The 24,363-nt window shown below is 62.5% G+C and carries 23 protein-coding genes; 7 read left to right on the top strand and 16 right to left on the bottom strand.

Annotation, left to right across the window (positions count from 1 at the left end):
* Positions 1-384 precede the first annotated feature (384 nt).
* Entirely contained in the window at positions 385-1,338 is a 954-nt protein-coding gene (locus tag QQ992_RS11855; RefSeq protein ID WP_119372048.1) for an IS110 family RNA-guided transposase, read from the top strand.
* A gap of 78 nt (positions 1,339-1,416) precedes the next feature.
* Here the strand turns inward: QQ992_RS11855 and QQ992_RS11850 are convergent, their stop codons facing one another.
* The 11 genes from QQ992_RS11850 to mdcA all read right to left on the bottom strand — a co-directional run bounded on the left by QQ992_RS11850 (position 1,417) and on the right by mdcA (position 13,201).
* Positions 1,417-2,001 carry a DUF6708 domain-containing protein gene (locus QQ992_RS11850; RefSeq protein WP_350157509.1) on the bottom strand — a complete coding sequence of 195 codons (585 nt, stop codon included), beginning with the start codon at positions 1,999-2,001 and terminating at the stop codon, positions 1,417-1,419.
* Positions 2,002-2,228: 227 nt separating this feature from the next.
* A complete protein-coding gene (locus QQ992_RS11845; RefSeq protein ID WP_286113498.1) occupies positions 2,229-5,447 on the bottom strand; it encodes a T6SS effector BTH_I2691 family protein in 3,219 nt (1,072 codons plus the stop codon).
* A 469-nt stretch (positions 5,448-5,916) separates the two neighbouring features.
* Entirely contained in the window at positions 5,917-6,681 is a 765-nt protein-coding gene (gene madM / locus QQ992_RS11840) for a malonate transporter subunit MadM (RefSeq protein ID WP_060709640.1), read from the bottom strand.
* 2 nt (positions 6,682-6,683) lie between these two features.
* Positions 6,684-7,106, bottom strand: a complete 423-nt coding sequence (gene madL / locus QQ992_RS11835; protein ID WP_119369761.1) for a malonate transporter subunit MadL — start codon at positions 7,104-7,106, stop codon at positions 6,684-6,686.
* A gap of 65 nt (positions 7,107-7,171) precedes the next feature.
* The gene (gene mdcH, locus QQ992_RS11830; RefSeq protein ID WP_119369760.1) at positions 7,172-8,092 is read right to left on the bottom strand and encodes a malonate decarboxylase subunit epsilon; all 921 of its coding nucleotides are present in this window, start codon (positions 8,090-8,092) and stop codon (positions 7,172-7,174) included.
* Positions 8,089-8,703: a malonate decarboxylase holo-ACP synthase gene (locus QQ992_RS11825; protein ID WP_286113496.1), complete on the bottom strand. Its 615-nt coding sequence runs from the start codon at positions 8,701-8,703 to the stop codon at positions 8,089-8,091. The genes mdcH and QQ992_RS11825 overlap by 4 nt, the downstream gene beginning before the upstream one ends.
* A 1-nt stretch (position 8,704) precedes the next feature.
* Entirely contained in the window at positions 8,705-9,496 is a 792-nt protein-coding gene (mdcE, locus tag QQ992_RS11820; RefSeq protein WP_286113495.1) for a biotin-independent malonate decarboxylase subunit gamma, read from the bottom strand.
* The gene (locus tag QQ992_RS11815; protein ID WP_286113494.1) at positions 9,493-10,341 is read right to left on the bottom strand and encodes a biotin-independent malonate decarboxylase subunit beta; all 849 of its coding nucleotides are present in this window, start codon (positions 10,339-10,341) and stop codon (positions 9,493-9,495) included. Before QQ992_RS11815 ends, mdcE begins: the two co-directional genes overlap by 4 nt.
* On the bottom strand, positions 10,334-10,633 hold the full coding sequence (locus tag QQ992_RS11810; RefSeq protein ID WP_286113492.1) for a malonate decarboxylase subunit delta: 300 nt from the start codon (positions 10,631-10,633) through the stop codon (positions 10,334-10,336). Before QQ992_RS11810 ends, QQ992_RS11815 begins: the two co-directional genes overlap by 8 nt.
* A 1-nt stretch (position 10,634) precedes the next feature.
* Entirely contained in the window at positions 10,635-11,540 is a 906-nt protein-coding gene (locus QQ992_RS11805; RefSeq protein WP_433963110.1) for a triphosphoribosyl-dephospho-CoA synthase, read from the bottom strand.
* Entirely contained in the window at positions 11,540-13,201 is a 1,662-nt protein-coding gene (gene mdcA / locus QQ992_RS11800) for a malonate decarboxylase subunit alpha (protein WP_286113491.1), read from the bottom strand. Before mdcA ends, QQ992_RS11805 begins: the two co-directional genes overlap by 1 nt.
* Positions 13,202-13,455: 254 nt before the next feature.
* Between mdcA and QQ992_RS11795 the strand changes: the two genes are divergently transcribed.
* Together QQ992_RS11795 and QQ992_RS11790 are read left to right on the top strand one after the other, a co-directional pair.
* Positions 13,456-14,526 (top strand): enoyl-CoA hydratase/isomerase family protein, encoded by a 1,071-nt coding sequence (locus QQ992_RS11795; protein ID WP_286113490.1) that lies wholly within the window; start codon positions 13,456-13,458, stop codon positions 14,524-14,526.
* Between the two features lie 16 nt (positions 14,527-14,542).
* On the top strand, positions 14,543-15,694 hold the full coding sequence (locus tag QQ992_RS11790; RefSeq protein ID WP_286113489.1) for an acyl-CoA dehydrogenase family protein: 1,152 nt from the start codon (positions 14,543-14,545) through the stop codon (positions 15,692-15,694).
* A gap of 150 nt (positions 15,695-15,844) precedes the next feature.
* Here QQ992_RS11790 and QQ992_RS11785 read toward each other — a convergent pair whose 3' ends face one another.
* On the bottom strand, positions 15,845-16,777 hold the full coding sequence (locus QQ992_RS11785; protein WP_016713940.1) for a LysR family transcriptional regulator: 933 nt from the start codon (positions 16,775-16,777) through the stop codon (positions 15,845-15,847).
* A 126-nt stretch (positions 16,778-16,903) separates the two neighbouring features.
* Here QQ992_RS11785 and QQ992_RS11780 point away from each other — a divergent pair, with 126 nt between their 5' ends.
* Positions 16,904-17,164 (top strand): DUF2790 domain-containing protein, encoded by a 261-nt coding sequence (locus tag QQ992_RS11780; RefSeq protein WP_105947556.1) that lies wholly within the window; start codon positions 16,904-16,906, stop codon positions 17,162-17,164.
* Between the two features lies 1 nt (position 17,165).
* Here QQ992_RS11780 and QQ992_RS11775 read toward each other — a convergent pair whose 3' ends face one another.
* Complete coding sequence (locus QQ992_RS11775) at positions 17,166-17,858, bottom strand: tRNA (adenine(22)-N(1))-methyltransferase (protein ID WP_286113488.1); 693 nt, start codon at positions 17,856-17,858, stop codon at positions 17,166-17,168.
* 137 nt (positions 17,859-17,995) lie between these two features.
* Here QQ992_RS11775 and QQ992_RS11770 point away from each other — a divergent pair, with 137 nt between their 5' ends.
* A complete protein-coding gene (locus QQ992_RS11770) occupies positions 17,996-18,376 on the top strand; it encodes a RidA family protein (protein ID WP_003247927.1) in 381 nt (126 codons plus the stop codon).
* A 121-nt stretch (positions 18,377-18,497) separates the two neighbouring features.
* Entirely contained in the window at positions 18,498-20,498 is a 2,001-nt protein-coding gene (locus QQ992_RS11765) for a peptidase U32 family protein (protein ID WP_286113486.1), read from the top strand.
* 146 nt (positions 20,499-20,644) lie between these two features.
* Here the strand turns inward: QQ992_RS11765 and QQ992_RS11760 are convergent, their stop codons facing one another.
* Complete coding sequence (locus tag QQ992_RS11760; protein ID WP_060496949.1) at positions 20,645-21,970, bottom strand: sigma-54 dependent transcriptional regulator; 1,326 nt, start codon at positions 21,968-21,970, stop codon at positions 20,645-20,647.
* Positions 21,971-22,312: 342 nt separating this feature from the next.
* On the opposite strand from QQ992_RS11760, the gene QQ992_RS11755 reads away from it, so the two are divergent.
* A complete protein-coding gene (locus QQ992_RS11755) occupies positions 22,313-22,579 on the top strand; it encodes a hypothetical protein (protein WP_013972506.1) in 267 nt (88 codons plus the stop codon).
* Between the two features lie 105 nt (positions 22,580-22,684).
* Here the strand turns inward: QQ992_RS11755 and QQ992_RS11750 are convergent, their stop codons facing one another.
* Both QQ992_RS11750 and QQ992_RS11745 read right to left on the bottom strand, forming a co-directional pair.
* Positions 22,685-23,251, bottom strand: coding sequence for a vWA domain-containing protein (locus tag QQ992_RS11750; protein ID WP_286113485.1), 567 nt, complete (start codon positions 23,249-23,251; stop codon positions 22,685-22,687).
* Between the two features lie 101 nt (positions 23,252-23,352).
* A complete protein-coding gene (locus QQ992_RS11745; RefSeq protein WP_286113484.1) occupies positions 23,353-24,363 on the bottom strand; it encodes a magnesium chelatase ATPase subunit I in 1,011 nt (336 codons plus the stop codon).

The following is a 24,363-nucleotide window of genomic DNA, read 5'->3' as shown; positions in this document are numbered from 1 at the left end:
GGGGACTCTGCGGAGGTGTGGAGCAAGGTGTGTGCCAGAACAATATTTATTTGTATTTCAGATACTTATGAAGCCAACCGAAACGGATTGGGGAGGATCACCCGGCAGTATCCCCCCGAATTGGGGGTACCTCGATGGATTTCTTGGAGACGACGTGATCACTCTGCGGGCATGTCCGCTTGTATGGTTAGACTTGAAGGGGTGGTGGGACTAAATGCCCGATTCTGACTGCTCGCATCAGTACAGACCGTGGGAGACATCGCCCCACCCCTTCCACCAAAGCGCCGATAAAGAATGCATCGTTTACAAGCGACGATAGAAGCAAGCCAGCGCCTCTTGGTGAAACCCCTTCAAGCCGAAAAACCATAGCGTGAGGAGTCGCCCATGGCAATGCAGGTAGGCAAGCTGATTGTGGGTGCGGATGTCGCAAAAGCTGAGCTGGTTATCCATCACGATGACCGTGATGAGATCGTCAGACTGAAAAATTCCAAACCCGAAATCAAAAAATGGTTGAAGCAGCAACCGCTGAACACCGCTATCGCGGTTGAGGCGACCAATGTTTATCACCTGGACTTGGTTGAGCTGGCCCATAGCTTGGGTTTCGAGGTTTATGTCATCGATGGTTTCCAACTGAGTAACTACCGGAAAAGTGTTGGAGGACGGGTTAAAACCGACCCTTCCGATGCTCGGTTGCTGTCCCGATTTCTGAGAAACGAAGGGGAGGATCTTCGTCCCTGGAGCCCGCCTCCCGCTGTCTACGGCAAGCTTCAGAGCCTGCTTCGTCGCAGAGCAGCCTTGGTAAGTGCTCGCACTGCAATGACTCAGAGCTGGGCTAATGAAGGCCTCTTGAAGGCTGCGTTCAGTACCTTCGTGAAATCGATAGATCGGCTGGAGCTGTTGATCCAAAAGAAGATTAAGGAAGTGCTGCGAGAAGCTGGATTGCACGAGCAAGTCGCTCGCTGCCAGGCAGTAGAGGGTATTGGTTTTCTAACCGCCACAGCGCTGGTAATGGCTTTTATGAGGGGTGAGTTCAAGAGCAGTGACGCGTACATCGCATTCTTGGGAATGGATCTACGAGTCAGTGACTCTGGGCAGAAAAGTGGGCAACGTCGCCTCACTAAGCGCGGTTGCTCAGAAATCCGTCGTTTGTTGCATAACGCAGCGATGGCCGCCAGCAAGTCACCCGTTTGGAAAGGGGACTATGAGCGGCATCGGAACAATGGAAAGGCAACGACCCAAGCATTGGTAATCCTCGCCAGGAAGCTCGCACGGGTGGCATTCGCCCTGATGAAAAATCAGGACGAATACATCACCAAAGGAGCCAAAACAGCTTGCTGAAAACCATAGAATCTCCCACACCTTCGATCAGGAAATGCGTAAGCCATTTTCTTATCTTTACGCCACAGGTTGTCCTGCTCATTGGGCCTCTCCCTCAGATGGCGCGGTACGAGATTCGCGGTCTATGTCCGCTGGCCATTCAACCTTTGGTGCCAGGCAATGCATGTGGCTCAGGCCATCGTCGTCATTCCAGTCGCGGGGTGGGTGCACGAACGTGGGCAGGGCTTCAGGGCCTTGTTGCATGAAGAGCCGGGCGATAGCCCAATAGGCCTTGCCCTGACGCAGCGTATGCGTGAAGAAGACACGGTCAATGACTTCGTTAGTCTCAGGATTACGGACTGACAGCATGACATTTTCGATCAGGCCTCCGTGGCCGGGGGCGTAGATGCGGTAGACCTCGGCGGTTACGTCGTCCCAGTTATGGGCAACGGGTCGGACGCCCCAGCGTTTGCGGCTGAAAATGAAAATACGGTCTATCTTGTACTCGTAGATGTAGATTTTACGACGCAGGCGATTGAAGCGAATGGGTTCGTCTCTGGGTAAGACAAGATCTTCTATTGCGTAGGGGATGAGCGCCCATAGAGCTACTGGAGGACCGAATACTATAAATACATTAGTTAACCAGTCACGCGCCCAGCCGTGGACAAACAAGTCCCAGTACAAGAAAAGTACTAGTCCGACGCAAAAACATAAGCCCGGGATGCCGACTAGCGCAGAAAACCCTCGAAGACTTATTGTTTTTCTCGGCAGCTCTAAATATACATCATCAAAATAATTAGGCGGTGGATTTATAGTCTCTAACAAGCAGCGGCTACCTGGTGCCTCTCCCGTTGGAGGCAAATCATGGCTCCAGCCTATCGCACGCTCACATAATATCTTTGGCTTAACCGTCACTCATTCATCTCCCGAGAGCAAACTTCAATATAGGCGCCCGACAAATCGCGATCAGGCCAATACATGAGTAGCAGGGTGGCGGCGCTCAAGGAATGTGATCCTATTGTAGGAACTAGCGGCACAGCGCCTGAAATTTCAAGCTGAAAAACATTGTCGCCTTCATCGGAGTAAGGTCTTTGATATTCATTGGTCGAAAAATCACTCACATAGTCTGGGTGCCGTGGGGGTGTGAATCTAGAAAAAGAGGCTGATGGAGAAAGAGGCTTTGCTGAATATGCCAAGTACTCGCCCGCGGCAATAGTTTCTCCGCCAACGTAATCCGGAAACGTTCCATCACCGAACCGATGTGCCATCAGTTTCCAGCGATAGGCGGACTTCGCCTTACTAAACCTGGGTAGTGTGACGAGAAATTTTAGCTGTTGCACGGTGTTCAAGCTGACCAAACCTCCTATCTTGGGGAGTGTAGGATCCGTAGCCAAACTCGACTCAAAATGTAGTTTTGCCTGAACGCCCAGCGTCGCCGCATTGAGCTCGGCGAATGCAATGTCTGAAAATTCCGGAGCATTCCAGTGTATGGAGGGAGTTTCGTTGGCGTGCCCAAAATAGCATCGACGTGCCCAGCGTTCGAGAGCAGTTGATTCGTTTTTTTCTGCTCGCTTGCTAAACTCATAGGCGACTAAAGTTAATGTGACTGCCACGCCCAACGGGCCAAATATTAAAGGTTTGAAAACTGCATACGCAAATGCCGCCGCACCCAAGCCGTACGCTGAAGCTGCAACTCTATATTGCTGGGCAGCTGTAGTATCACCAGTGGCCATACTGCGTTTTCTCGCCATAATGGCTTGTGCCGTGTCCAAAACCCCTGCGACTGTACTCAATACCGCACCGATTTTTATTATGGTCTCTCCAGTGGCAGCAGCCCCCTCAGCCCATGACCTGCCTATGGCACTGGCGCTCGAACGCATTACGAGCCCAATCACTTCAATCTGCCCGCCCAATATTCCTAATTGGGACCCATGCAACGCCAGCTTGGCCTCATGAGCCTTTGGCCCAATCTCCACCTCCGCTTTTTCCTGGTTTCTGCTCAGGCTGTCATGCTGCAAGTACAACCCACCTATCGCCAACAGCAGCTCCCAGCTACCTGCCACACCTCGCAACCCGGTAAAGCTGTTCTTAACCAACTTTGCGGCTTGATGCGAAGTAATGCGCATGCCCTGCAACACCTTGCGGGCATTGGTCTCCAGCGTCCCCGCCGCCACCGAGACATCCACCAAGGCAATCTGTGCCGCGCTGCTTGCCTGAGTCACTTTCATGTTGGCTTCCTCAAACAACCGGCCTCGCACCTCTTCAGCGGTACCCTCGACCCACACCGTCACGCTGATCATGTTGTGGGTAAACCTTGGGTCGAGCAGCGCCAGACTCATCAGTCCGTGTTGCATGATCGGCCGAACCTTGTTCCAGACCTTGGTTGAATGAATGTCGATGTCATCGATATTGCGATGCATCCGGTCCCGCGCTTCGGCAATCGAGGCATTGGCCTTGTGCTGCAATTCGCGCAAGTGGGCACTCTGCAGGGCGTAGTACTCGCCCAGCTTCATCTTCACTTCCAGCTCTATCAGGTGCACGCCGTTATAGAGAAACTGCGTCGCGCTGTTCAGGTGCCGCACAGCGTTCTGAATGCCTGACGGCAGGCGGGGCGCCAAGCGCTGGCTGGCGGCGTTAAGAGCACCTTGGGTTTCAGCGATGGCCTGCTTGAGAGTGTTGCGCATACGCAAACCGGCGTCATCGCTGGCAATGATCTTGCTCAGCATGCTGTAGAGCTTGTCGCTGTCGTTCCAGTTGGTCGCGTCGGCAGCGGAGAAGCTGGGCAGCAACCCGGCCAGCAACGCACGGTCGCGCATCAACAACGCCCGGTACGGTGGACTATCAGGATCCTGCAGCCATTTCAGCCAGAGCGTTTCGCTGGTGCCGGCTGCGGGAGCCGCATCGGGCGCCACGGCTTCGGTGATACCGCCGCCCAGGCACAACGCCATGGTCTTGGCATACGCCACGCCAGACTCACGATGATCGCCGTCGTAGTCGTATTGCTCGGCCACCTTGAACATGGGCGTGTCGAACAGCGCAACATAAGCACGCGCGTTCTTGTCGATGTAACCCTGAAACTCGATTTCCTGCTGATCGTACTCGGCCTGGAACGCTGCCCGTTTCGCTTCGTCGTAGCGTTCCTCCAGCCGTTCATCACTCTCCAACTGCGCCCGCTCTACCAACCGCTGACGTTCCACCGTCGGGTCGGTGAACACCGGTGGTCCGTCGCCGGTCATGGGCTCCAGCGACGGCACCTTCTGCGCCGCCCACTCCCGGTGCGTGGCGCGAATGACTTGCAGGATCTGCGAGGTCTGCAGTTGGTAGGCCCGCATGGGATCTTCGCGCCAGACCTGACGCTTCACCACCCAGCTCAGCCGCTGATGGTTGAACTCCTGAATCAAACCCACGGTATCGTCGAGCACCACCGCCAGCACACCGTTCTCCAGCTTGTGCCGGTTCATCGCGTTGACCAGGTACCCCTTCAGGGCAAACCGGCGCAGCCAGCGCGTGTGAAAGCCATGCGCACTGTCGAATGGCGAACACCCATGCTGCGCGTACTCGAACACTTCCTTGTCGACCCGCAGGTTGTCGGGCGTCATGGCGATGCCCAGCAACTCGGGGTTGTTACGCGCCTGAGCCAGGTCTACCCCTTCGAAGCGGTGCGCAGGCGCCTGGCCCGTCTTGTAGGCATCCAACACGCTGACCGGCCAAGGGTCGCTGGAGAAGGCCAGCCAGGCGCTGCCATAGCGGTCGGTGTCGATGTTCAGGAAGGACGAGGGAATGTCGTGGTTTTCATTCACGCACTTCTCGGGCAGCGATGCCGGCAGGCCATCTGACGGCTCGTAGGGATTGAAGCGGCGCAGGTGGCCCTGCTCGCTGACTTCGTAGGCATGCCAGACCTGCTGGTCGAGCAGTACGTACAGGTAGCCCATGCGCAAGGTGCGCACGCCCAGCTTCGCCGAGACATGCAGGCTACCGGCCACGGTGGTGAGGCCCTGCGGACGGGTATCCGGCACCAGGGCGCGGCGCAGGGGCAGGATCGGCAGGCCTTGCCGTTCGCAGGCCATACACTGGTCGTGCGGGAGCGCAGCTTCTGCCAGCGCAAGGGTCACGGCTTCATTGATATTCATGGGTGTTCCTAGGATGCCGGCAGGCTGTCAACTGTGCCCTGCGTGCGTCATCGATAAACTTGGGGCTTTTACCCGTGATCGCTAGTGGATCTATCAGTACATGACAATGCAGGTGCGCCGCATGATGCCCTTCGATGCGGCTGGCAAGGTTCTCGGGTTTTACCGGAGGGGTATCGGTTGGGCCGGGCATGAAGGGGTCCTTGTCTTCCAGCGTGCTGAAGACACGAACACTATCGGGGAATCAATTCTTCAAGGAGTCTGGAGCTTCCTAAACAGCTGTAGGATCTGTCACTTCGAAAAATTACCAGACATTTCCTGGGCAACATCTTGATAAATGCTGGCCTCGTGCAGTGGTCGTCAGCAAGTTACATCCCCTTTGGGAGCAACTGTGTTGCACAAAACCTGAAAGCTGGCGCGATCGCTGTGGGAGGGTCGTACCCGCTTCCACAGCGATCGCGCTAGCTTCCCTTCAGCCAACCAGGCCGCGTACGCAGAAGTACAGAATCGATGGCCCCATCAGGCACCCCAACCCGGTATGGAAGGTGGCCGTCAACGCCCCATACGGCACCAACCGCCGATCCGTCGCCGCCAGCCCCGCCGTCACCCCCGACACGGTCCCCGCCAAACCACCGAACACCATCGCCGAACGCGGGTTGTCCAGCGCCAACAGGCGCGCCGACACCGGTGTGAACACCATCACCAGGATCGCCTTGATCAGCCCGGTAGCAATCGAAAGCGCCATCACATCCGAGCTCGCCCCCAGCGCCGCCCCGGTCACCGGCCCGACGATGTAGGTCACCGCACCCGCACCGATGGTGGTCATGCTCACGGCATCGCGGTAGCCGAAGGCATAGGCCACCGCCGCGCCGACAATGAACGGCAGCACTGTGCCCAACAGCAGCGCGACTGCGCCAATCATGCCGGCTTTGCGCGCTTCGGTGGCCTGCACTTCGAAGGCCGTGGCAACGATGGCGAAGTCACGCAGCATGGCCCCGCCCATCAGGCCGATACCGGAGAACAGCGCCATGTCGGCCAGGCCCTTCTGCCCCCCGGTGACGGTGCCGCCTACCCAGGCCAGCACCAAGCCGATGACGATGGCGATGGCCGAGCCATGCACCCGCCCGAAGGTGAGGTATTTAGACAGCAACACCGACAACCACATGATTGCGCCCACCACTGCAAAGGCAGTGATCAGGCCGTTGTGTTCCAGGGCATTTTCAATGATCGGCCACATGTTCAACGACCTCCTGCAGGGGCAACTTGCGTGCTGGTTTCGGGGGTGGGCTCAAGCGCGGGCAATGGCTCGCCCCGGTGACTGCGACTGATCAGGGCGATGGTCGCGCCGCACACCAGCACCGCGCCCACAGCCGCCAATAGAGCAACTGGCCCGCCGTGCAGGGCGGTGACCACGTTCTGCTGAGCGGCCATGGCCACCACCACCGGGATGTACATGGCCCCCCAGAAGCCCACCCCGAATTCACATTCCTTGCTCATGCCGCCGTTGCGGTGCATGTACAGCCGTGCACAGATCAGCAGGATCATGGCAATGCCGACCCCGCCCACATTGGATTTGACGCCCAGCAGCACGCCCAGGAAGTCGCCGACGATAACGCCGGCCAGCGTGCAGACCGCCAGCAGTGCCACACCATAGATGATCATTGTTGTTGTCCTCAGGTAGTGTCGAAGTTGCTTGTTGTTGTTCTTCGCCATCCGCAAACCCGCCATCATCGGTCGCTGGCCACCTCCTGGCGCAGCAGCGCATCCAGGGTGTCCCAACGGGTGCCTTCCACTGCCACCACCCTGCCCTGTTCGAACACTGGCCGGGCCAGCCCGCTGAGTACGCTGCCGGGTGGTATCTCAAGGTGCAGGCGCACGCCGCGTTCATAGGCGTTGCGCAACGTAGCACGCCAGTCGACCACCCGCGCCATGTTGCCGGCCAGGTCGTCGCGCAGGCGCTGTGGGTCGAACACCGGGCGGGCGCTGCTGCCACTGAGGTAGGTAATGCGTGGCCGCTGAAGCTCGACCGTCGCGAATGCACGGGCCAATTCCGCAGCCGGGCCGTCGAGCAACCGGCAATGCGACGGCACGCTGACCGCCAAGCGCCTTGCCACACCTTGGCCCAGGCGACGAGCCCTGGCGGCCACCTCGGCCATCGCGGTATCGCTACCGGCAATGACAACCTGGTTATCAGTGTTGAGGTTGGCGACGTATACCTCACCGCCCACCTCAATCAGCAAGCGCTCGACACTGGCCAGGTCCAGGCCACTGAGCGCGGTCATGCCGTAACCTTGCGGGTAGGCGCCTTGCATCAGCTCGCCACGCAAGGCGACCAGGCGCACGGCATCGGCAAAGCCCAAGGCACCCGCCACGACCGCTGCCGGGTAAGCCCCAATCGACAAGCCCGCCACATAATCCGGTGCCGGGCTGCGTTGCATCAGCCAGCGCGCCCAGGCCACGCCGCTCAGCAGCAGGCACAGCTGCACGGCGCGGGTGTTTTGCAGGGCTTGCTGGCTGTCCATCTCCAGCACCTGCTGGCCGAGGACATCACTGGCCTCTTCCAGCAGTTGCCCGCAACCTTCAGGCAGGCGTTGCAGCATGCCCACCTGCTGGGCCCCTTGGCCGGGGAAGGCGAACAGGCTGCTCATGCGGCACGCTCCATCACGGCCCAAGGGTCGCTGACCAGGCGCGGGCCATGGGGCGACTTGAGCAGCACGCGGGGGGCAAAGCTGGCCCACTCGCGCAGGGCGACCGCACCCGCCGGGGTTTCCAGTTGCACATCGATACGGCACGGCGCGCAGTCGAGAATATCCAGCAGTTCCCGCGCCTGGGCGCGGGCCAGCGGTCGTGGCGTGCGCAGCAGCAGGTCCAGGTCACTGTCGGCGTGTACCACTTCAATGCCAGTCGCAAGCTGGTACCCCACCCCACCCGTCGGCCCCCAGGCCAAGCCACGGGCCTGCAATACCGGGGTGACCGAAGCCAGTGCCTGCAACGCAGGCCATGGGCTTTGCGCATGCACGCGCAGTGCTTCAGGGCCTTGCTGACGCTGGATATCGGTCAGGCGCATCAAGGCACCCAACCGCTGCGCCCGGCCGTGACCGCGAAGCCCCACCGCCACCCAGCCCGCTTCACAGGTGGCACGGCGCACCACCACCGGCTGACCGCTTGCCAACACCTCCAGCGCCCACTGCGGCGCGTCCGTGGGCAAGCCCGACACGGGCATCCCCCACAGCAGGTCGTGCGGCCTTGGCGCGTTCATCTCAAGCGCCCTGCCACTGGCGGCGTAACTGCTCACGTACCTGGCGTGATGCACTGCGGTTTTCGCCCGCCAATCGTGACGACAGGTCGGTCGAGTTGCCGATATCGCGTACGGCATCGGCCAGGCAAGCCCGCACTTGCGCGATGTCGGCGGCGCTCGGGGCCTCGGCGCTTTCCACCGTCAGGCGGCGCCACAACAAGCCAAGGGAGGCATAGCTGTTCAGGTCGTAGGCCATGGGTGGAACCTCGGCCGCCAGAGCCTCCAGTTGCTCGACGCTGCGCAGGGTAATCCGCGCCGCCGCTGCCTTGCCCATGGCATGCACCATCACCCCGGCATCGTCCAGAGCGATCAGGCGCTGGGCCTGATAGCCATGAGCCAGGAAGGCACCGGACATGGCGTTGCCAACCAGCAAGCCGATCACCGGGTGCCCGGCCAGCCGCGCCTGGGCATAGGCCTGCACGGCACCGGCCAAGGCCTGATGGATACCCAAGGCCTCCTCACGGCGGCCATAGGCCTGGCTGGGTACATCGATCACCGCGACAATGGCCCGCTTCTGCCCGTTGCGGTCAGCCGCCACTGCCTCGCTCACGGCCTTGGCCAGGCCCCAGCCTTCCAGCAGGCCGACCTCGCCCGAGCGTGCGCGGGGGAACGGGTTTTCAGCATCAGGCACCACGGCGATGAAGCGCGCCAGGCGGTTGTCCAGTTCGCCATCGATCACCCGCAACGATGCGGGGTAACCGGGCAAAGCTTGCCCGCCGGCCAGGCCCGGCAGCCAGTTCAGGGCACGGTTCATTGGGCTTCTCCTTGATAAAGGGCGCGTACGGCGGCGGCATCCAGTTGCGGGCAGTCATCGCCCAGCCGGGCCAGCCTGTCGAGGAACCAGGCATGCTGGCTGGCGCGATCTCTGGAAGGTGCGTCCAGCAGTTGCAGCAAGCGTTCGCGCAGTGCATCGATGTCGTCGGCCACATAGCCGTCCACCAATCCGCTGGCATGGCGCTGTTCGCCACCGCTCAGGCTCCAGATGAAGGGGCGGTCCTTGGCGTCGTATTCGCCGATGCCGGCTTCCTGCTCGATCACTTGCGGGCCGTTGAGGCCCAGGCGGGCTTCGCGGGTGACCAGCAAGTGGCTGCACAGGCCTGCGGCGATGGACATGCCGCCAAAGCAGCCGACCGAACCTGCGATCAAACCGATCACCGGTTGCCAGGCCCGCAGTTCGACAATGGCGGCCTGAATCTCGGCAATGGCTGCCAGGCCCAGGTTGGCCTCTTGCAGGCGCACCCCGCCCGTTTCCAGCAGCAACACGGCACACGTGGGGATGCCGTTGCGGTTGTCTTCGATGGCCAGCTCCAGCGCACCGGCGATTTTGGCACCGCCCACCTCACCCATGCTGCCGCCCTGGAAGCCGCCTTCGATGGCGGCTACCACCGCTTGGCGCCCGTTCAGCCGCCCCTTGGCGATCACCACGCCATCATCGGCCTGGGGCACGATGCCCTGGCGCGGTAACCAGGGTGACATCAGCCGATCGAACGGCCCCAGCAATTCGCGGAAGCTGCCTGGGTCAAGCATGGCTCGCGCCCGTTGGCGGGCGCCCAGTTCGACAAAGCTACGGCTTTGCAGCAAGCGTTCAGTGTCAGTCATGGGCAATCTCCTCGAAGCCTTGCTCAAGGCGCAGGCGTACCACGCCAGGGGTGGCGCCGAAGTCATGGATATCGATGTTCACGGCCGGCCAGGCGCGGCCCTCGAACAGGCGCTGGAACAGTTGCGCCCAGCGGGCAGCGCTGCCGTTGACCGAGGTGACCACCTGGATGTTCAGGCTGTCGGCAGTGCCAGGCTCGATCAGTACTTCCAGGTCGCCGGAGCTGACGCAGCCCACCAGCGTGCGACCACGCCCCGGTTCGGCGGCGGGAAATTGAAAATTCAGGGTTTCCATGTCACAGGCTCCCGGCTTTGTCGAGGAACAGGCAGGCGGCCAGCAAGTCGGCGGCGCCGCCCGGTGAGGCGTTCAGGTGCAGCAGGTGCTGGTCTAGCTGGCGCAGTTTGCGGCGCCCGGCCAGGGTGGCGCTGCCGCCTTCGGCCAGTACGGCCAGCGCGCCTTGCTGCACGGTGGCCAGGCCGGCTGGCCCGCTGCGCCAGAGCACGCAGGTGTCGCTGAGCACGGCCATGATCGCCAGCAGCGCGTCGAGCCGGGCGTGTTGCTCGCTGGCACCGGCGGCGCGGCTGCGTTGCAGTTGCGGCAGGCCATGGCCGATGACGGCGGGGAAGCCTTGTTGCGCCTGCTCGCGGGCGCCGCCGGTGCCGTAGCGGCGGCGGACCTGCTGGCCGTGGCTGTCTTGCGGGACCATGGCCGGGTCGTCCAGCAAGGCGAGGCGCCCGGCGCGGGCGGCCAGGGTGTTGGCGTCTGCAAGGGGATCGAGGGCCGTGGCCGCTACCAGCAGGCCGAGGGCCCAGATTGCGCCGCGATGGGTGTTTACCCCCCCGGTGGTGGCGAGCATGGCAGCCTCGCCTTCACGGCCGAACTGGCCGAGCGAGGCGCGCAGGGGTTGGCTGATTTCGCCGAAGGATTGCGCAGCTTCGGCCATTTGCCGCAGGCAGGGCCACAGTGACAGCGCCGAAGCGTGCATCAGGGGCAGCGACATGTCGGAGTGGGCGCCGTTGCTGCGGCGGTCGACCAGGCCGGGTTTGGGGGACAGGTCGGCTTCGTCGATCAGGGCTTCTACGGCCAGGTCGGCCAGGTGGTCGGCCAAGGGGATTTCGGTTGCTTGGGCGGGCCTCATCGCGAGCAAGCTCGCTCCTACAGAGAACGCGCCAGGTTCGGGGCTCAGGTTGTGTGCGTTCATCACCAGCTCCTGAACCGTGCAGGCGGGTTGTAGAGGCCGCCGGACCACTCGACCAGGTCGGCGATGCTGCGCGCGGCCAGCAGTTCGCGGTTGGCGTCGGTGCGGCGGATGCCGAGGTCTTCGGGCAAGGCGATCAGGCCCTGTTGGCGCATGCGCAAGGTATCTTTCGGGTCATGCCGCAGGCCGATGGCGGTGACCCCGGCCACGGCGGCGATCATCTGCTGGCGTTCTTCCAGGCTGCGGGCCTTGTACAGGTAGGCAATGCCCTCTTCGGTCAGCAGGTGAGTGACGTCGTCGCCATAGATCATTACCGGTGCCAACGGCATGCCGGCCCTCTTGGCCACTTCCACGGCATCGAGGGTTTCCACGAAGGTGGGCTTGCCGCCTTCCTGATAGGTCTCGACCATTTGCACCACCAGCTTGCGGCCGCGTTCGAGCATTGTGTCCGGCACCGTCATGTCGAGCCAGGCCGGGGTAGCGTGGCGTCGGCCGCGCGGGTCGTGGCCCATGTTCGGTGCACCACCAAAACCGGCCAGGCGGCCGCGGGTGACGGTGGAGGAATGGCCATCGCCATCCACCTGCAAGGTGGCGCCGATGAACAGGTCGACAGCGTATTGCCCCGCCAGCTGGCACATCATGCGGTTGGAACGCATCGAGCCATCGCGGCCGGTGAAGAACACGTCCGGGCGCTGGGCGATGTAGTGCTCCATGCCCAGCTCGGTGCCGAAGCAATGCACGCTTTGCACCCAGCCGGTCTCGATAGCCGGAATCAAGGTTGGGTGCGGGTTGAGCGTCCAGTTGCGGCAAATCTTGCCCTTCAGGCCCAGCGACTCGCCGTAGGTGGGCAGGATCAGTTCGATGGCGGCGGTGTTGAAGCCAATGCCATGGTTCAGCGACTGCACCTGGTGTTTTTCGTAGATGCCACGAATGGCCATCATCGCCATCAGCACATGCACCGGCTTGATATGGCGCGGGTCGCGGGTGAACAGCGGTTCTATGTAGAAGGGCTGGTCGGCGACCACCACGAAATCGACCCAGGAGGCCGGGATATCCACCCGTGGCAGGTCGTCCACGCGGTCCACCAGCTGGTTGACCTGGGCAATGACGATGCCGTCGCTGAAGGCGGCCGGCTCTACCAGTGCCGGCGTGTCTTCGGTGCTGGGGCCGGTGTACAGGTTACCGTCACGGTCGGCCATGAAGCCGGCCACCAGGGTGACGTTGGGGATCAGGTCGACCAGCAGCCGCGAGTAAAGCTCGATGTAGGTGTGGATGGCGCCGACTTCGAGCAGGCCATCTTCCAGCAATTGGCCGATGCGCAGGCTCTGCGGGCCGGCAAAGGAAAAGTCGAGCTTGCGGGCGATACCGCGTTCGAACAGGTCCAGGTGCTCGGCGCGGCTGACGCTGGGCATGATCATGTGCAGGTCGTGCAGGCGCCCGGGGTCGACCTTGGCCAGCGAGCGTGAGAGGAAGTCTGCCTGCTTCTGGTTGTTGCCTTCCAGCACCACCCGGTCGCCAGGGGCCAGCAACAGTTCCAGAGCTTCGACCATACGTTCGGTGGGCAGCACCACGCCGTCGGCGAGGTGGCGTACCCGATCAAGGCGGCGCTGCTTTTCGGCGCGCCGCCGCGACCATTGCGGCGGTGGATTCTGCGTTATTGTCATGGTGACTCCACGGGTTCGCTGTCGTGGGGTCACCTTAGGGCTGTGCTGCTTGACGGATCAATCAAGCTACCAGTGGGTTCGTTACGCTCAGATTAATGATCTACCAGGCTGGGCGACTGGCTAACAGCAAAAATGCACGATGCCCCTGCATAATTGTCGATTGTGCGAGGCAAATTCGCATGACAGGATCCTGCGATCCTCCAGCGAACTCCAGACTTCACTTGGAAAATCAATAACAAAGCAGGGAGAACGCAATGACTGCGCACGCTCAAGCCTCGGTAACCGAGCATGTACTGGCCGAGGTCCGCAACCAGATCGGCCACCTGACCCTGAACCGCCCCGCCGGCCTCAATGCCCTGACCCTGGATATGGTCCGCAGCCTGCGCCAGCACCTGGACCAGTGGGCCGAAGACCCGCACGTGCGAGCGGTGGTGCTGCGCGGCGAAGGCCCAAAGGGCTTCTGTGCCGGCGGTGACATCCGCTCGCTGCACGACAGCTTCAAAGCTGGCGACACGCTGCATGAAACCTTCTTCGTCGAAGAATACGCCCTTGACCTGCTCATCCACCGCTACCGCAAGCCGGTGCTGGTGCTGATGGACGGCTTTACCCTGGGTGGCGGCATGGGCCTGGCCCAAGGCTGCGACCTGCGCGTGGTTACCGAGCGAAGCCGCCTGGGCATGCCCGAAGTGGGCATCGGCTATTTCCCGGATGTGGGTGGCAGCTACTTCCTGTCGCGTATCCCTGGCGAGCTGGGCATCTACCTGGGCGTCAGCGGCGCACAAATCCAGGCGGCCGACGCGTTGTACTGCGGCCTGGCCGACTGGTACCTGGCCAGCGACCAACTCGCCGCCCTTGACCAAGGCCTGGACCAGTTGAGCTTTGGCGACAACCCGCTCAAAGACCTGCAGAACCTGCTGGCCAAGCTGGGCACGCAGGTGCTGGACGATGCTCCACTGGAAACACTGCGCCCGGCCATCGACCACTTCTTCGCCCTGCCTACCGTGCAGGCCATCGTCGAACAGTTGCGTGCCGTCAGCATCGGCGGCAGCCATGCCTGGGCCCTCGCCACTGCCGACCAGCTGGAAAGCCGCTCGCCGCTGGCCATGGCGGTTACGCTGGAGATGTTGCGCCGTGGCCGCCACCTGGGCCTGGACGACTGCTTCGCCATGGAGCTGCACCTGGACCGCCAGTGGTTCCGGCACGGCGACATCATCGAAGGCGTGCGCGCGCTGATCATCGACAAAGACAAGCAGCCCCGCTGGAACCCGCCGACCCTGGCCGCGCTGCAGCAACAGCGGGTCGACCAATTCTTCGAAGGCCTGTGAGCCCGGGAGTACACAGATGCAAGACCTGGAACTGAGCGAAGAACAAATCATGATCCGCGACATGGCCCGGGACTTTGCCCGTGGCGAGATCGCCCCGCATGCCCAGGCCTGGGAAAAGGCCGGCTGGATCGATGATGGCGTGGTGCGCAAAATGGGCGAACTGGGCCTGCTGGGCATGGTGGTGCCAGAGGACTTCGGCGGCAGTTACACCGACTACGTGGCCTACGCCCTGGCCGTGGAAGAAATTGCCGCGGGCTGCGGCGCCACCGGGGCGATGATGAGCATTCACAACTCGGTAGGCTGCGGCCCGCTGCTGGCTTACGGTACTGCCGACCAGCAACAGCAATGGCTGCCGCGCCTGGCCAGTGGCGAAGTGATCGGCTGCTTCTGCCTGACCGAACCGCAAGCAGGTTCCGAGGCACACAACCTGCGCACCCGCGCCGAGTTGGTCGATGGCGAGTGGGTCATCAATGGCGCCAAACAGTTCGTCAGTAATGCCCGCCGCGCCGGCCTGGCCATCGTCTTCGCAGTCACCGACCCGGAGCTGGGCAAGAAAGGTTTGTCGGCGTTCCTGGTGCCCACCGACAACCCGGGGTTCAAGGTTGACCGCAGCGAGCACAAGATGGGCATCCGTGCCTCGGATACCTGCGCAGTTACCTTCGACAACTGCCGCATTCCTGCCGCCAATATCCTCGGCGAGCGTGGCAAGGGCCTGGCCATCGCCCTGTCCAACCTGGAAGGCGGCCGTATCGGTATCGCCGCCCAGGCCTTGGGCATCGCCCGCGCCGCGTTCGAGGCGGCAGTGGTGTACTCACGTGACCGCGTGCAGTTCGGCAAGCCGATCAACGAACACCAGAGCATCGCCAACCTGCTGGCCGACATGCAGGTGCAGGTGAATGCCGCACGGTTGCTGATCCTGCATGCCGCCCGCCTGCGCAGCGCCGGCAAGCCGTGCCTGTCGGAGGCGTCACAGGCCAAGCTGTTCGCTTCGGAAATGGCCGAGCGGGTCTGCTCGATGGCGATCCAGGTGCATGGCGGGTATGGCTACCTGGAGGACTACCCGGTGGAGCGGTACTACCGGGATGCGCGGATTACGCAGATTTATGAAGGGTCGAGCGAGATCCAGCGCATGCTGATTGCGCGGGAGTTGAAGCACTATCCCCTTTAAAGACTTGCGCGATACCTGTAGGAGCGGCCTTGTGTCGCGAAAGGGCTGCGTAGCAGCCCCGGCAATTTGTGCATTGATGCTGAAATCCTGGGGCTGCTGTGCAGCCCTTTCGCGACACAAGGCCGCTCCTACAGGGGGCAGCTTTAACGCCTAGCGCCAATACCGCGCATCATCCACCACCTTCGCATGCCCCTCGAACAGCGCCGGGAGTTGCTCTTTGAGGTAGTCGATCCAGGTCCGCACCTTGGCATCCAGGTAATGCCGTGACGGGTACATCGCGTACAGCGCACTTTCGCGCAGGCGGTACGGCGCCAGCAGCCGGCACAAACGCCCTTGCTCGATGGCCTGGCTGGCGGTATAGAACGGCAGCAGGCCGATCCCCATGCCCAGCTCACTGGCCACCAGCATGGCATCGGCCACGTTGGTGGAAAAATTGTCACGCGGTGCGATCACGCACTGATCCACACCCTGGGGGAATACCCAGTCGCCTTCATACATGGGATAAGCCATCCGCAGGCAGCGATGCGCATGCAGGTCCTCGGGGCGTTCAGGGACGCCATGCCGCTCCAGATAGCTGGGTGCTGCGCAGGGGATACTGAAGATATCGCCAAGCGGCACAGCAATCAGCTGTGAGTCCGGCAGCGCACCGTCCACGGTGATCACCACGTCATGGCCTTCGGCCAACGGGTCTGGGTTGCGCTGGGACAGCGTCAGCTCGATCACCACTTCCGGGCACAACGCGTTGTAGCCGGCCACCAGCGGCATCAGCAACAGCCCCAGGCCGTGCGGGCAATGCAAACGCAGGTGGCCGCGAGGCGTGAGGTGCGCGCCACGCGCCTCACCCACCGCTTCTTCGGTCAGCAGCATGATCTGCCGCGCCCGCTCCAGAAACCGCTCACCGGCCTCGCTCATGCGCAGGCGCCGGGTGGTGCGGTGCAGCAGGCGGGTCTGCAGCTGGTTTTCCAGCTCGGCAACAATGCGCGAAACCTGCGCCGCAGAGATGTCCAGGGCATTGGCGGCTGCAGCGAAGCTGCCGCATTCCACCACACGGGCGAAGGTACGCATGGCATGCAGCATGTCCATGACAGTGTGCTCCTTGTTCAGTCTTATTCTTGCGTTACAGGCAGGAATCTATCACGGCTTAGCCCATTTATTGTGGATCACCAATGAATACATCATTAGCCATACATTGAACACAAGGAGCCTGCCATGAAACGTTCGATCGCTGTAATTGCCGTTGCCGCTGCCCTCAGCACGTTCGGTGCCTTCGCCGATACCGCCAAAAACCAGCCTGTGAGCAGCAATTACGAGTACGGCATGCCGCTGGATGTGGCCAAAGTGATCTCCATCACCCCGGCCAGTAATGCCGCCGACTGCCAGGTTGGCACGGCGCACATGGTGTACGTCGACCATCAAGGCCAGAAACGCGAAGTGGACTACCGCGAAATGGGCAACTGCTCGCAGCAGTGAGTCAGGCCAGCACCTGGGTGATCCAGCCCACCTGCCGATTGAAGTCGTCGATCTTTTCCTGAGGCACCGCATCGCGGGCACGTTCGAAGTTGGCCAGGGTTTGCTGCTTCTGTTTCAGCATGCGCCGCCACTTCACCCGAAACGCCTCGCCTTTCTCCTGCAACAGCACCGGGCCGAAGTACAGCTGTTCAGCGGTGTACGCAGCCTCGCCGGGCTCGGCAACGATGATTTCGTAGTCGAAGCGGTTTTCCCGCAGCAGTTCTTCGTTGACGATGCGGTAACCGTTACCCGCCAGCCACTCGCGCAGCTCGCGCTCAGCGCCATTGGGCTGCAACACCAGGCGCATGACGCCAGCAAGGCGCTGCTTGCCGGCCTGCAGAATGTCGCACATGGTGTCGCCCCCCATGCCGCAGATGCTGATCACCGAAATACGGTCGTTTGCCTCCACTGCGGCCAGGCCATCGGCCAGGCGCACGGTGATGCAGTCTTCCAGGCCGTTCCTGCGAACATTGCGCTGGGCCGAGGCGAACGGCGTCTGCGCCACTTCCCCCGCTACCCCGGCCTCGATCACACCCCGCAGCATCAAGGCCACCGGCAGGTAGCCGTGGTCCGAGCCAATGTCGGCCAGGCGCGCGCCCTGTGGTACATGGGCTGCCACGCGCTCCAGGCGCCTGGACAAAGTCTGTTCGTTCACCGTAAACCCCCGGTTTTGCAATGGGGCGCGATTCTGACGGTGAACGCCGCGCATTTCAAACACCGGGGCACCCTCGACCCGCCCGCCCCGCTCGCGTAGGCTTGCCGCTTTCCTTCCGTTGCAAGGCAAGACACACCATGGCAAACGCAGACATCATCTACACCCCGGACCCGGACGCCGAGTCGATTTCGTCCGACGTCGCCGAATACAACGGCGTGCTGGTCACCACCCAGATCCCGACCCACGCCGATGGCAGCCTGGAACTGGGCGGCATCGTCGAACAAAGCGAATGCACCCTGCAGGCGCTGAAAGTGGCGCTGGAGAAAGCCGGCAGCGGCATGGACCGCGTGCTGCACCTGACCATCTACCTGACCGACATGGCCGACCGTGCCGCGTTCAACGAGGTGTATCAGCGTTTCTTCAGCAAGCCCTGGCCGGTGCGCGCCGCCGTGGGTGTCGCCTCCCTGGCGTTCGAAGGTATGCGCGTTGAAGTGACCGCAATGGCCGCCAAGCGCTGACCTGCTCTTTGTGGGAGCCGCCTGCGCTCCCACCTTGCACCTCCCGGCACCCCGATGATGCCGCCAGCCCGTTTCGCCGCTACAATGCCCGCCTACCGTGACAGCCCGAAAATATAACGACATGTCCCTTCCAAAGAATCACCTGGAACTGCTCAGCCCTGCCCGTGACGTGGCCATCGCCCGTGAAGCGATCCTGCACGGCGCTGATGCCATCTATATCGGCGGCCCGAGCTTTGGCGCGCGCCATAACGCCTGCAACGAAGTCAGCGATATCGCCGAACTGGTCGAGTTCGCCCGTCGCTACCACGCACGCGTGTTCACCACCATCAACACCATCCTCCACGACAACGAGCTGGAACCGGCGCGCAAGCTGATCCACCAGCTGTACGACGCCGGTGTCGACGCACTGATCGTGCAGGACCTGGGGGTGATGGAGCTGGACATTCCGCCGATCGAGCTGCACGCCAGTACGCAGACCGACATCCGTACCCTGGAGCGGGCCAAGTTCCTCGACCAGGCCGGTTTCTCGCAACTGGTACTGGCCCGTGAGCTGAACCTGCAGCAAATCCGCGCCATTGCCGCCGAAACCGACGCCGCCATCGAGTTCTTCATCCACGGCGCGCTGTGCGTGGCCTTCTCCGGCCAGTGCAACATTTCCCACGCGCAAACCGGCCGCAGCGCCAACCGGGGCGATTGCTCGCAGGCCTGCCGCCTGCCGTACACCCTGAAAGATGACCAAGGCCGCGTGGTGGCGTTCGAAAAACACCTGCTGTCGATGAAGGACAACAACCAGACTGCCAACCTGGCCGACCTGGTCGATGCCGGCGTGCGCTCGTTCAAGATCGAGGGCCGCTACAAGGACATGGGCTACGTGAAGAACATCACGGCCCACTACCGCAAAGAGCTCGACGCCATCCTCGAAGGCCGCCCGGCCTATGCCCGTGCATCCAGCGGCCGCACCGAGCACTTCTTCCTGCCCGACCCGGACAAGACCTTCCACCGTGGCAGTACCGACTACTTCGTCACCGACCGCAAAGTCGATATCGGCGCCTTCGACTCACCAACCTTTACTGGCCTGCCGGTGGGCGTGGTGGAAAAGGTGGGCAAGCGTGACATGCAAGTGGTTACCGACGTACCGCTGACCAACGGCGACGGCCTCAACGTGCTGGTCAAGCGCGAAGTGGTGGGCTTCCGTGCCAACATCGCCGAGCCTCGCGGCGAGTTCGTGGAGGACGGCCACACGCGCTACCGCTACCGTGTCGAGCCCAACGAAATGCCCGAGGGCCTCTACAAGCTGCGGCCCAACCACCCGCTGTCGCGCAACCTCGACCACAACTGGCAGCAGGCCTTGCAACGCACCTCGTCCGAGCGCCGGATCGGCGTGGAGTGGCACGCAGTACTGCGCGAGCAGCGCCTGATGCTGACCCTGAGCAGCGAGGAAGGCGTGAGCGTGCAGGTGGCCCTGGATGGCCCGTTCGGTGCGGCCAACAAACCGCAGCAGGCGCTGGACCAGTTGCATGACCTGCTGGGCCAGCTGGGTACCACGATGTACCACGCCGACAGCATCCAGCTGGACGCCCCGCAGGCGTACTTCATCCCCAATTCGCAGCTCAAGGCCCTGCGCCGTGAAGCCATCGAGGCACTGACCGAAGCGCGTATCAAGGCGCACCCGCGTGGCGGGCGCAAGGCCGAGACCACGCCGCCACCGGTTTACCCCGAGTCGCACCTGTCGTTCCTGGCCAATGTGTACAACCAGAAGGCCCGCGACTTCTACCACCGCCACGGCGTGCAACTGATCGACGCGGCCTACGAGGCCCATGAAGAGCACGGCGAAGTGCCGGTGATGATCACCAAGCATTGCCTGCGCTTCTCCTTCAACCTGTGCCCCAAGCAGGCCAAGGGCGTGACCGGCGTGCGCACCAAGGTGGCACCGATGCAGCTGATCCAGGGTGACGAAGTGCTGACCCTGAAGTTCGACTGCAAACCGTGCGAAATGCATGTGATCGGCAAGATGAAGAGCCACATCATCGACCTGCCTACCCCAGGCAGCGCGGTGGCCCAGGTGGTGGGGCACATCAGCCCGGAAGACCTGCTGAAAACCATCCCGCGCGGGCCGCATTGATCGGTAGCCTGCACGGGCCTCTTCGCGGCTAAAGCCGCTCCCACAGGGAAATCACAGCATTCGAAGCGGTGAAAATCCCTGTAGGAGCGGGTTCACCCGCGAACACCGGCGCAGCCGGTGCCATCCAACAAATGCCTTGGCTTCAATCAGCGAATCTGATGCTTGTGCAGCAGCCGGTAAAACGTCGGCCGTGAAATCCCCAGCACCTTGGCCGCCACACTCAGGTTGTCACTGTGCCGGTTCAGCACATCGCACAGTGCCTGGCGTTCGGCCCGGTGCTTGTACTCTTCCAACGTACCCAGCGGCTGTTGCTCCTGGTCGAGCAGCTGCAGCCCCAGGTCCTGCGCCTCGATCTGCCGCCCTTCGGCCAGCACCAGACCACGGCGTACGCGGTTGGCCAGCTCGCGCACATTGCCCGGCCAGTCATGCCGGCCCATCGCCGCCAGGGCGTGGTCGCTGAACGAGCGGGGCCGGCGCCCGGTTTCCAGGCTGTAAAAATGAGCAAAGTGGCTGGCCAGCATCGAGAGGTCACCATGCCGGTCGCGCAACGGCGCGGTCACCACCTGCAACACGTTCAGGCGGTAATACAGGTCTTCGCGAAAGCGCCCTTGCTCGATGGCCCGTTCCAGGTCCACATGGGTGGCCGCCAGCACGCGTACATCCACCGGGATCGGCTGGCTACCGCCCACCCGCTCGATGTGCTTTTCCTGCAGAAAGCGCAGCAGGTTGGCCTGCAACTCCAGCGGCAAGTCACCGATTTCATCGAGAAACAACGTGCCCCCATGGGCCGCTTCGATGCGCCCGGCCTTGCGCTGGTGCGCACCGGTGAAGGCACCCTTCTCATGACCGAACAGTTCGGACTGGATCAGGTGCTCGGGAATAGCCCCGCAGTTGATGGCAACGAAGGGCTGCTCGCTGCGTTGCGACTGGCGGTGCAGGGTGCGCGCCACCAGCTCCTTGCCGGTACCGCTTTCGCCTCGGATCAGCACTGGCGACTCGGTGGGCGCCAGTTTGCCCAGCAACTTGCGCAACTCACGGATCGGCCGGCTTTCGCCGAGCAGTTCGTGGGTGGCTTCATCCACCTTCACCGCCCCTTTACCCCGCAAGCGCGCCATGCCGAACGCCCGGCCAAGGGTGACCTGCACGCGGGAGACGTCGAATGGCAGGGTGTGGAAGTCGAAGAACCATTCGCAGACAAAATCGCCGACGGCCGGCATGCGCAGTTGTTCGGCACTGAGCACGGCAATCCATTCGGTATTGCTGCGTTTGATCATGTCCTTGACCGCATCCGGGTGCCTGAGGTGCGAAGCCTGCAAGCGCAACAGGCCTACATCACAAGGATGGTCCAGCGCCCCTCCGAGCACGCAGCTGTCCACATCCCAGCCAGCGCTGCGCAGGCCAGGTAACAATCGGTGGCAGTCGTCGCAGGGGTCGACGATAAGCAAACGGCGTTGGGCGGCAAGCTGTTGCATGACCGATCCTTGGCGCCAGTTTTTGGTTTTATGAAGTAAAACAGCAAGTTGTGGCGCCCGTTTAACAGTAGCAACGAAGTTGACGGTTCCCAGTACCGTCTGTCTGCCGACGCATTTTTTTACAAAGCGTCACGGGAATTTTCGCGTTTTATCGACATCACATGGCGGCGCAGGCAAGAACGGATTCGACCCTGACAAAAAATTTTACATCCATTGTGTGACTTGCCCCCGGACAACGAGCATCAGTACACATAACCCCGCGCTGCACTTCGCGATGATTGAGGCGACTTTGAAGCAACGCGGACTTAACTTCGCTGTTTGGGACCATAGAGAGACCGAACCATGAATGCCCCGCTCCGTGTCAACGAAGCACTGCTGATTGCCGACCACGCCTTCGAACCTTTCCAGTGCGTAGCCTGGGATGCACCCAACGGTACTGGTGAACTGAGCCTGGCAGTGATCGACCGGACCAGCACCCGCATCGGCAGCAAACAAGTGTCCTCGCGTATCTATTCAGACCCGGCCCAGTGGGCCAGCCTGATCGAGGAAGTGCGCGCCGAACTGTGCGAAAAAGGGTACGACCTGCAACCGTGGTCGATGCCGAAGTAATAACGCCCGGCAATTCAAGTGCGTGCAACGTCACGCACTTGTTTGCATGCAAAGTTGCTGTTCTGGCAACTTTCCCATTGCGACATAGTGTCGCGCCAATACGGTTCAGTCCAAGACTTTGAAGTGCTGCAAGTGCTGGTAATCGGCCTGCAATTGCTCAGCCAGACGCTGTGCGCGCCCGAGACGAACGGGGGCAAGTTCCATATCCACCAATAACGTTGCACAGGGCATGGGCTGCACGGCATTCCAATGTTGCAGGCGACCGTCGGTAAAGACCAGGCAGCGTATGGCTTCAGTCGGATGGGCGCGCTGGCGCGCCAGAAGCCAGTGCCGAGCCTGTTCCAACGCGGCGATCAGCGGCGTACCGCCACCGGCACCCAAGGCCTGCAGCCAGGGCTGCAAGGCCGCCGAGGCCTTCAGGCCGTGGCGTTGCCATTGTGGCGTTTGCCCGCTGGCGGTGAGCAGGGCCAACCGGGCGCGCTGGCGGTAAGCCTGGTCGAACAGGGCTGCCAGCAGCCCTTTGGTTTGCGCCAGTGCCTGATGGCGACGGGTGGAGGCCGAGGCATCGACAATCACCAGCCATAGCTCTGCGGGCCTGGCCTGGCGCTGCTGCCAGCACAGGTCCTGGGGCAACCGTGGCCGCCCCTTGAGCAAAGTCGGCAGCCAGGCCACCCGACCGCTCGCCGCATTGCGTGCCCGGCCACGGCTGGCCCCGCACTGCTTGCCTGCGCCAGGTCTGGCATCCGCCCCTTTGGCAGGTGGCTGGCGAATGCTCAGGGCTTTTTTGCCCAGTTCGGCACCTCGCGGCGGGCACCGCTGGCCACCGGCTGCGCCGGCAACGCCCCCCAGTCACCCTGCCCGCCCTGTTCGCCAAGGTTACTGGCACCCTGCTGATCGGGCTGCGGCGGCGCCGACGGCGAAGGGGCCTGGGGCGCCACTTGGCGACGATGGCGCAAGGCAAACTCGGCCACCGCGTCGACATCCGCTTCATCAATAGCCGCCCCCCCGCGCCAGGCGCAGTGGGCGCGCGCAGCGCGCAGCCACACCAGGTCTGCGCGCAGGCCATCGACGCCAGCGGCATAGCAGCGCTCGGTGATCCACGACAGCGCCTGGTCGTCCAGCGCTATGCCGGTCAAGGCCCGGCGTGCCGCCTGGCAGCGTTCGCGCAACTGCGCCTGGGCCGTAGCCCAGTGGGCACAGAAGGCGTGCGGGTCGCTGTCGAAGGCCAGACGACGGCGAATGATCTGCTGACGCGCCTCAGGCTCGGGCGAACCTTCCAGGGCCACATTCAGGCCAAAGCGGTCGAGCAGTTGCGGGCGCAGCTCGCCCTCTTCAGGGTTCATGGTGCCGATCAGTACGAAACGGGCACTGTGCCGGTGCGAGATGCCGTCACGCTCGATACGGTTGGTGCCACTGGCCGCCACGTCGAGCAACAGGTCGACCAGGGTGTCGGGCAGCAGGTTGACCTCATCGACATACAGCACGCCACCGTCAGCCTGGGCCAGCACGCCCGGGGAGAACTGCGCCTTGCCCTGCCCCAGCGCGGCGCCCAAGTCCAGGGTGCCGACCAGCCGTTCCTCGCTGGCACCCAGCGGCAAGGTGACGAATGGCCCCTCGCCTAGCAGGTCAGCCAGGCCACGGGCCAGCGTACTCTTGGCCATGCCGCGCGGCCCTTCGATCAGCACACCGCCGATTTTCGGGTCGATGGCCGTCAGGCACAGCGCCAGCTTCAGGTCGTCGGCACCGACCACCGCGGCCAGCGGAAATTGTACGGGTTCACTCAT

This window comes from Pseudomonas kurunegalensis, from assembly GCF_030291635.1.
In the GTDB taxonomy this organism is placed as follows: Bacteria; Pseudomonadota; Gammaproteobacteria; order Pseudomonadales; family Pseudomonadaceae; genus Aquipseudomonas; species Aquipseudomonas monteilii.
Note: the sequence above shows the minus strand (reverse complement) of the source record. Positions and strands in the feature narration are given on the sequence as shown.

Excerpts from the sequence above, each read along its gene's own strand:
- QQ992_RS11855 (WP_119372048.1), top strand. The coding sequence starts at position 385 with ATGGCAATGCAGGTAGGCAAGCTGATTGTGGGTGCGGATGTCGCAAAA.
- QQ992_RS11845 (WP_286113498.1), bottom strand. The coding sequence starts at position 5,447 with ATGAATATCAATGAAGCCGTGACCCTTGCGCTGGCAGAAGCTGCGCTC.
- madM (WP_060709640.1), bottom strand. The coding sequence starts at position 6,681 with ATGTGGCCGATCATTGAAAATGCCCTGGAACACAACGGCCTGATCACT.
- madL (WP_119369761.1), bottom strand. The coding sequence starts at position 7,106 with ATGATCATCTATGGTGTGGCACTGCTGGCGGTCTGCACGCTGGCCGGC.
- mdcH (WP_119369760.1), bottom strand. The coding sequence starts at position 8,092 with ATGAGCAGCCTGTTCGCCTTCCCCGGCCAAGGGGCCCAGCAGGTGGGC.
- QQ992_RS11825 (WP_286113496.1), bottom strand. The coding sequence starts at position 8,703 with ATGAACGCGCCAAGGCCGCACGACCTGCTGTGGGGGATGCCCGTGTCG.
- mdcE (WP_286113495.1), bottom strand. The coding sequence starts at position 9,496 with ATGAACCGTGCCCTGAACTGGCTGCCGGGCCTGGCCGGCGGGCAAGCT.
- QQ992_RS11815 (WP_286113494.1), bottom strand. The coding sequence starts at position 10,341 with ATGACTGACACTGAACGCTTGCTGCAAAGCCGTAGCTTTGTCGAACTG.
- QQ992_RS11810 (WP_286113492.1), bottom strand. The coding sequence starts at position 10,633 with ATGGAAACCCTGAATTTTCAATTTCCCGCCGCCGAACCGGGGCGTGGT.
- QQ992_RS11805 (WP_433963110.1), bottom strand. The coding sequence starts at position 11,540 with ATGAACGCACACAACCTGAGCCCCGAACCTGGCGCGTTCTCTGTAGGA.
- mdcA (WP_286113491.1), bottom strand. The coding sequence starts at position 13,201 with ATGACAATAACGCAGAATCCACCGCCGCAATGGTCGCGGCGGCGCGCC.
- QQ992_RS11795 (WP_286113490.1), top strand. The coding sequence starts at position 13,456 with ATGACTGCGCACGCTCAAGCCTCGGTAACCGAGCATGTACTGGCCGAG.
- QQ992_RS11790 (WP_286113489.1), top strand. The coding sequence starts at position 14,543 with ATGCAAGACCTGGAACTGAGCGAAGAACAAATCATGATCCGCGACATG.
- QQ992_RS11785 (WP_016713940.1), bottom strand. The coding sequence starts at position 16,777 with ATGGACATGCTGCATGCCATGCGTACCTTCGCCCGTGTGGTGGAATGC.
- QQ992_RS11780 (WP_105947556.1), top strand. The coding sequence starts at position 16,904 with ATGAAACGTTCGATCGCTGTAATTGCCGTTGCCGCTGCCCTCAGCACG.
- QQ992_RS11770 (WP_003247927.1), top strand. The coding sequence starts at position 17,996 with ATGGCAAACGCAGACATCATCTACACCCCGGACCCGGACGCCGAGTCG.
- QQ992_RS11765 (WP_286113486.1), top strand. The coding sequence starts at position 18,498 with ATGTCCCTTCCAAAGAATCACCTGGAACTGCTCAGCCCTGCCCGTGAC.
- QQ992_RS11760 (WP_060496949.1), bottom strand. The coding sequence starts at position 21,970 with ATGCAACAGCTTGCCGCCCAACGCCGTTTGCTTATCGTCGACCCCTGC.
- QQ992_RS11755 (WP_013972506.1), top strand. The coding sequence starts at position 22,313 with ATGAATGCCCCGCTCCGTGTCAACGAAGCACTGCTGATTGCCGACCAC.
- QQ992_RS11745 (WP_286113484.1), bottom strand. The coding sequence starts at position 24,363 with ATGAGTGAACCCGTACAATTTCCGCTGGCCGCGGTGGTCGGTGCCGAC.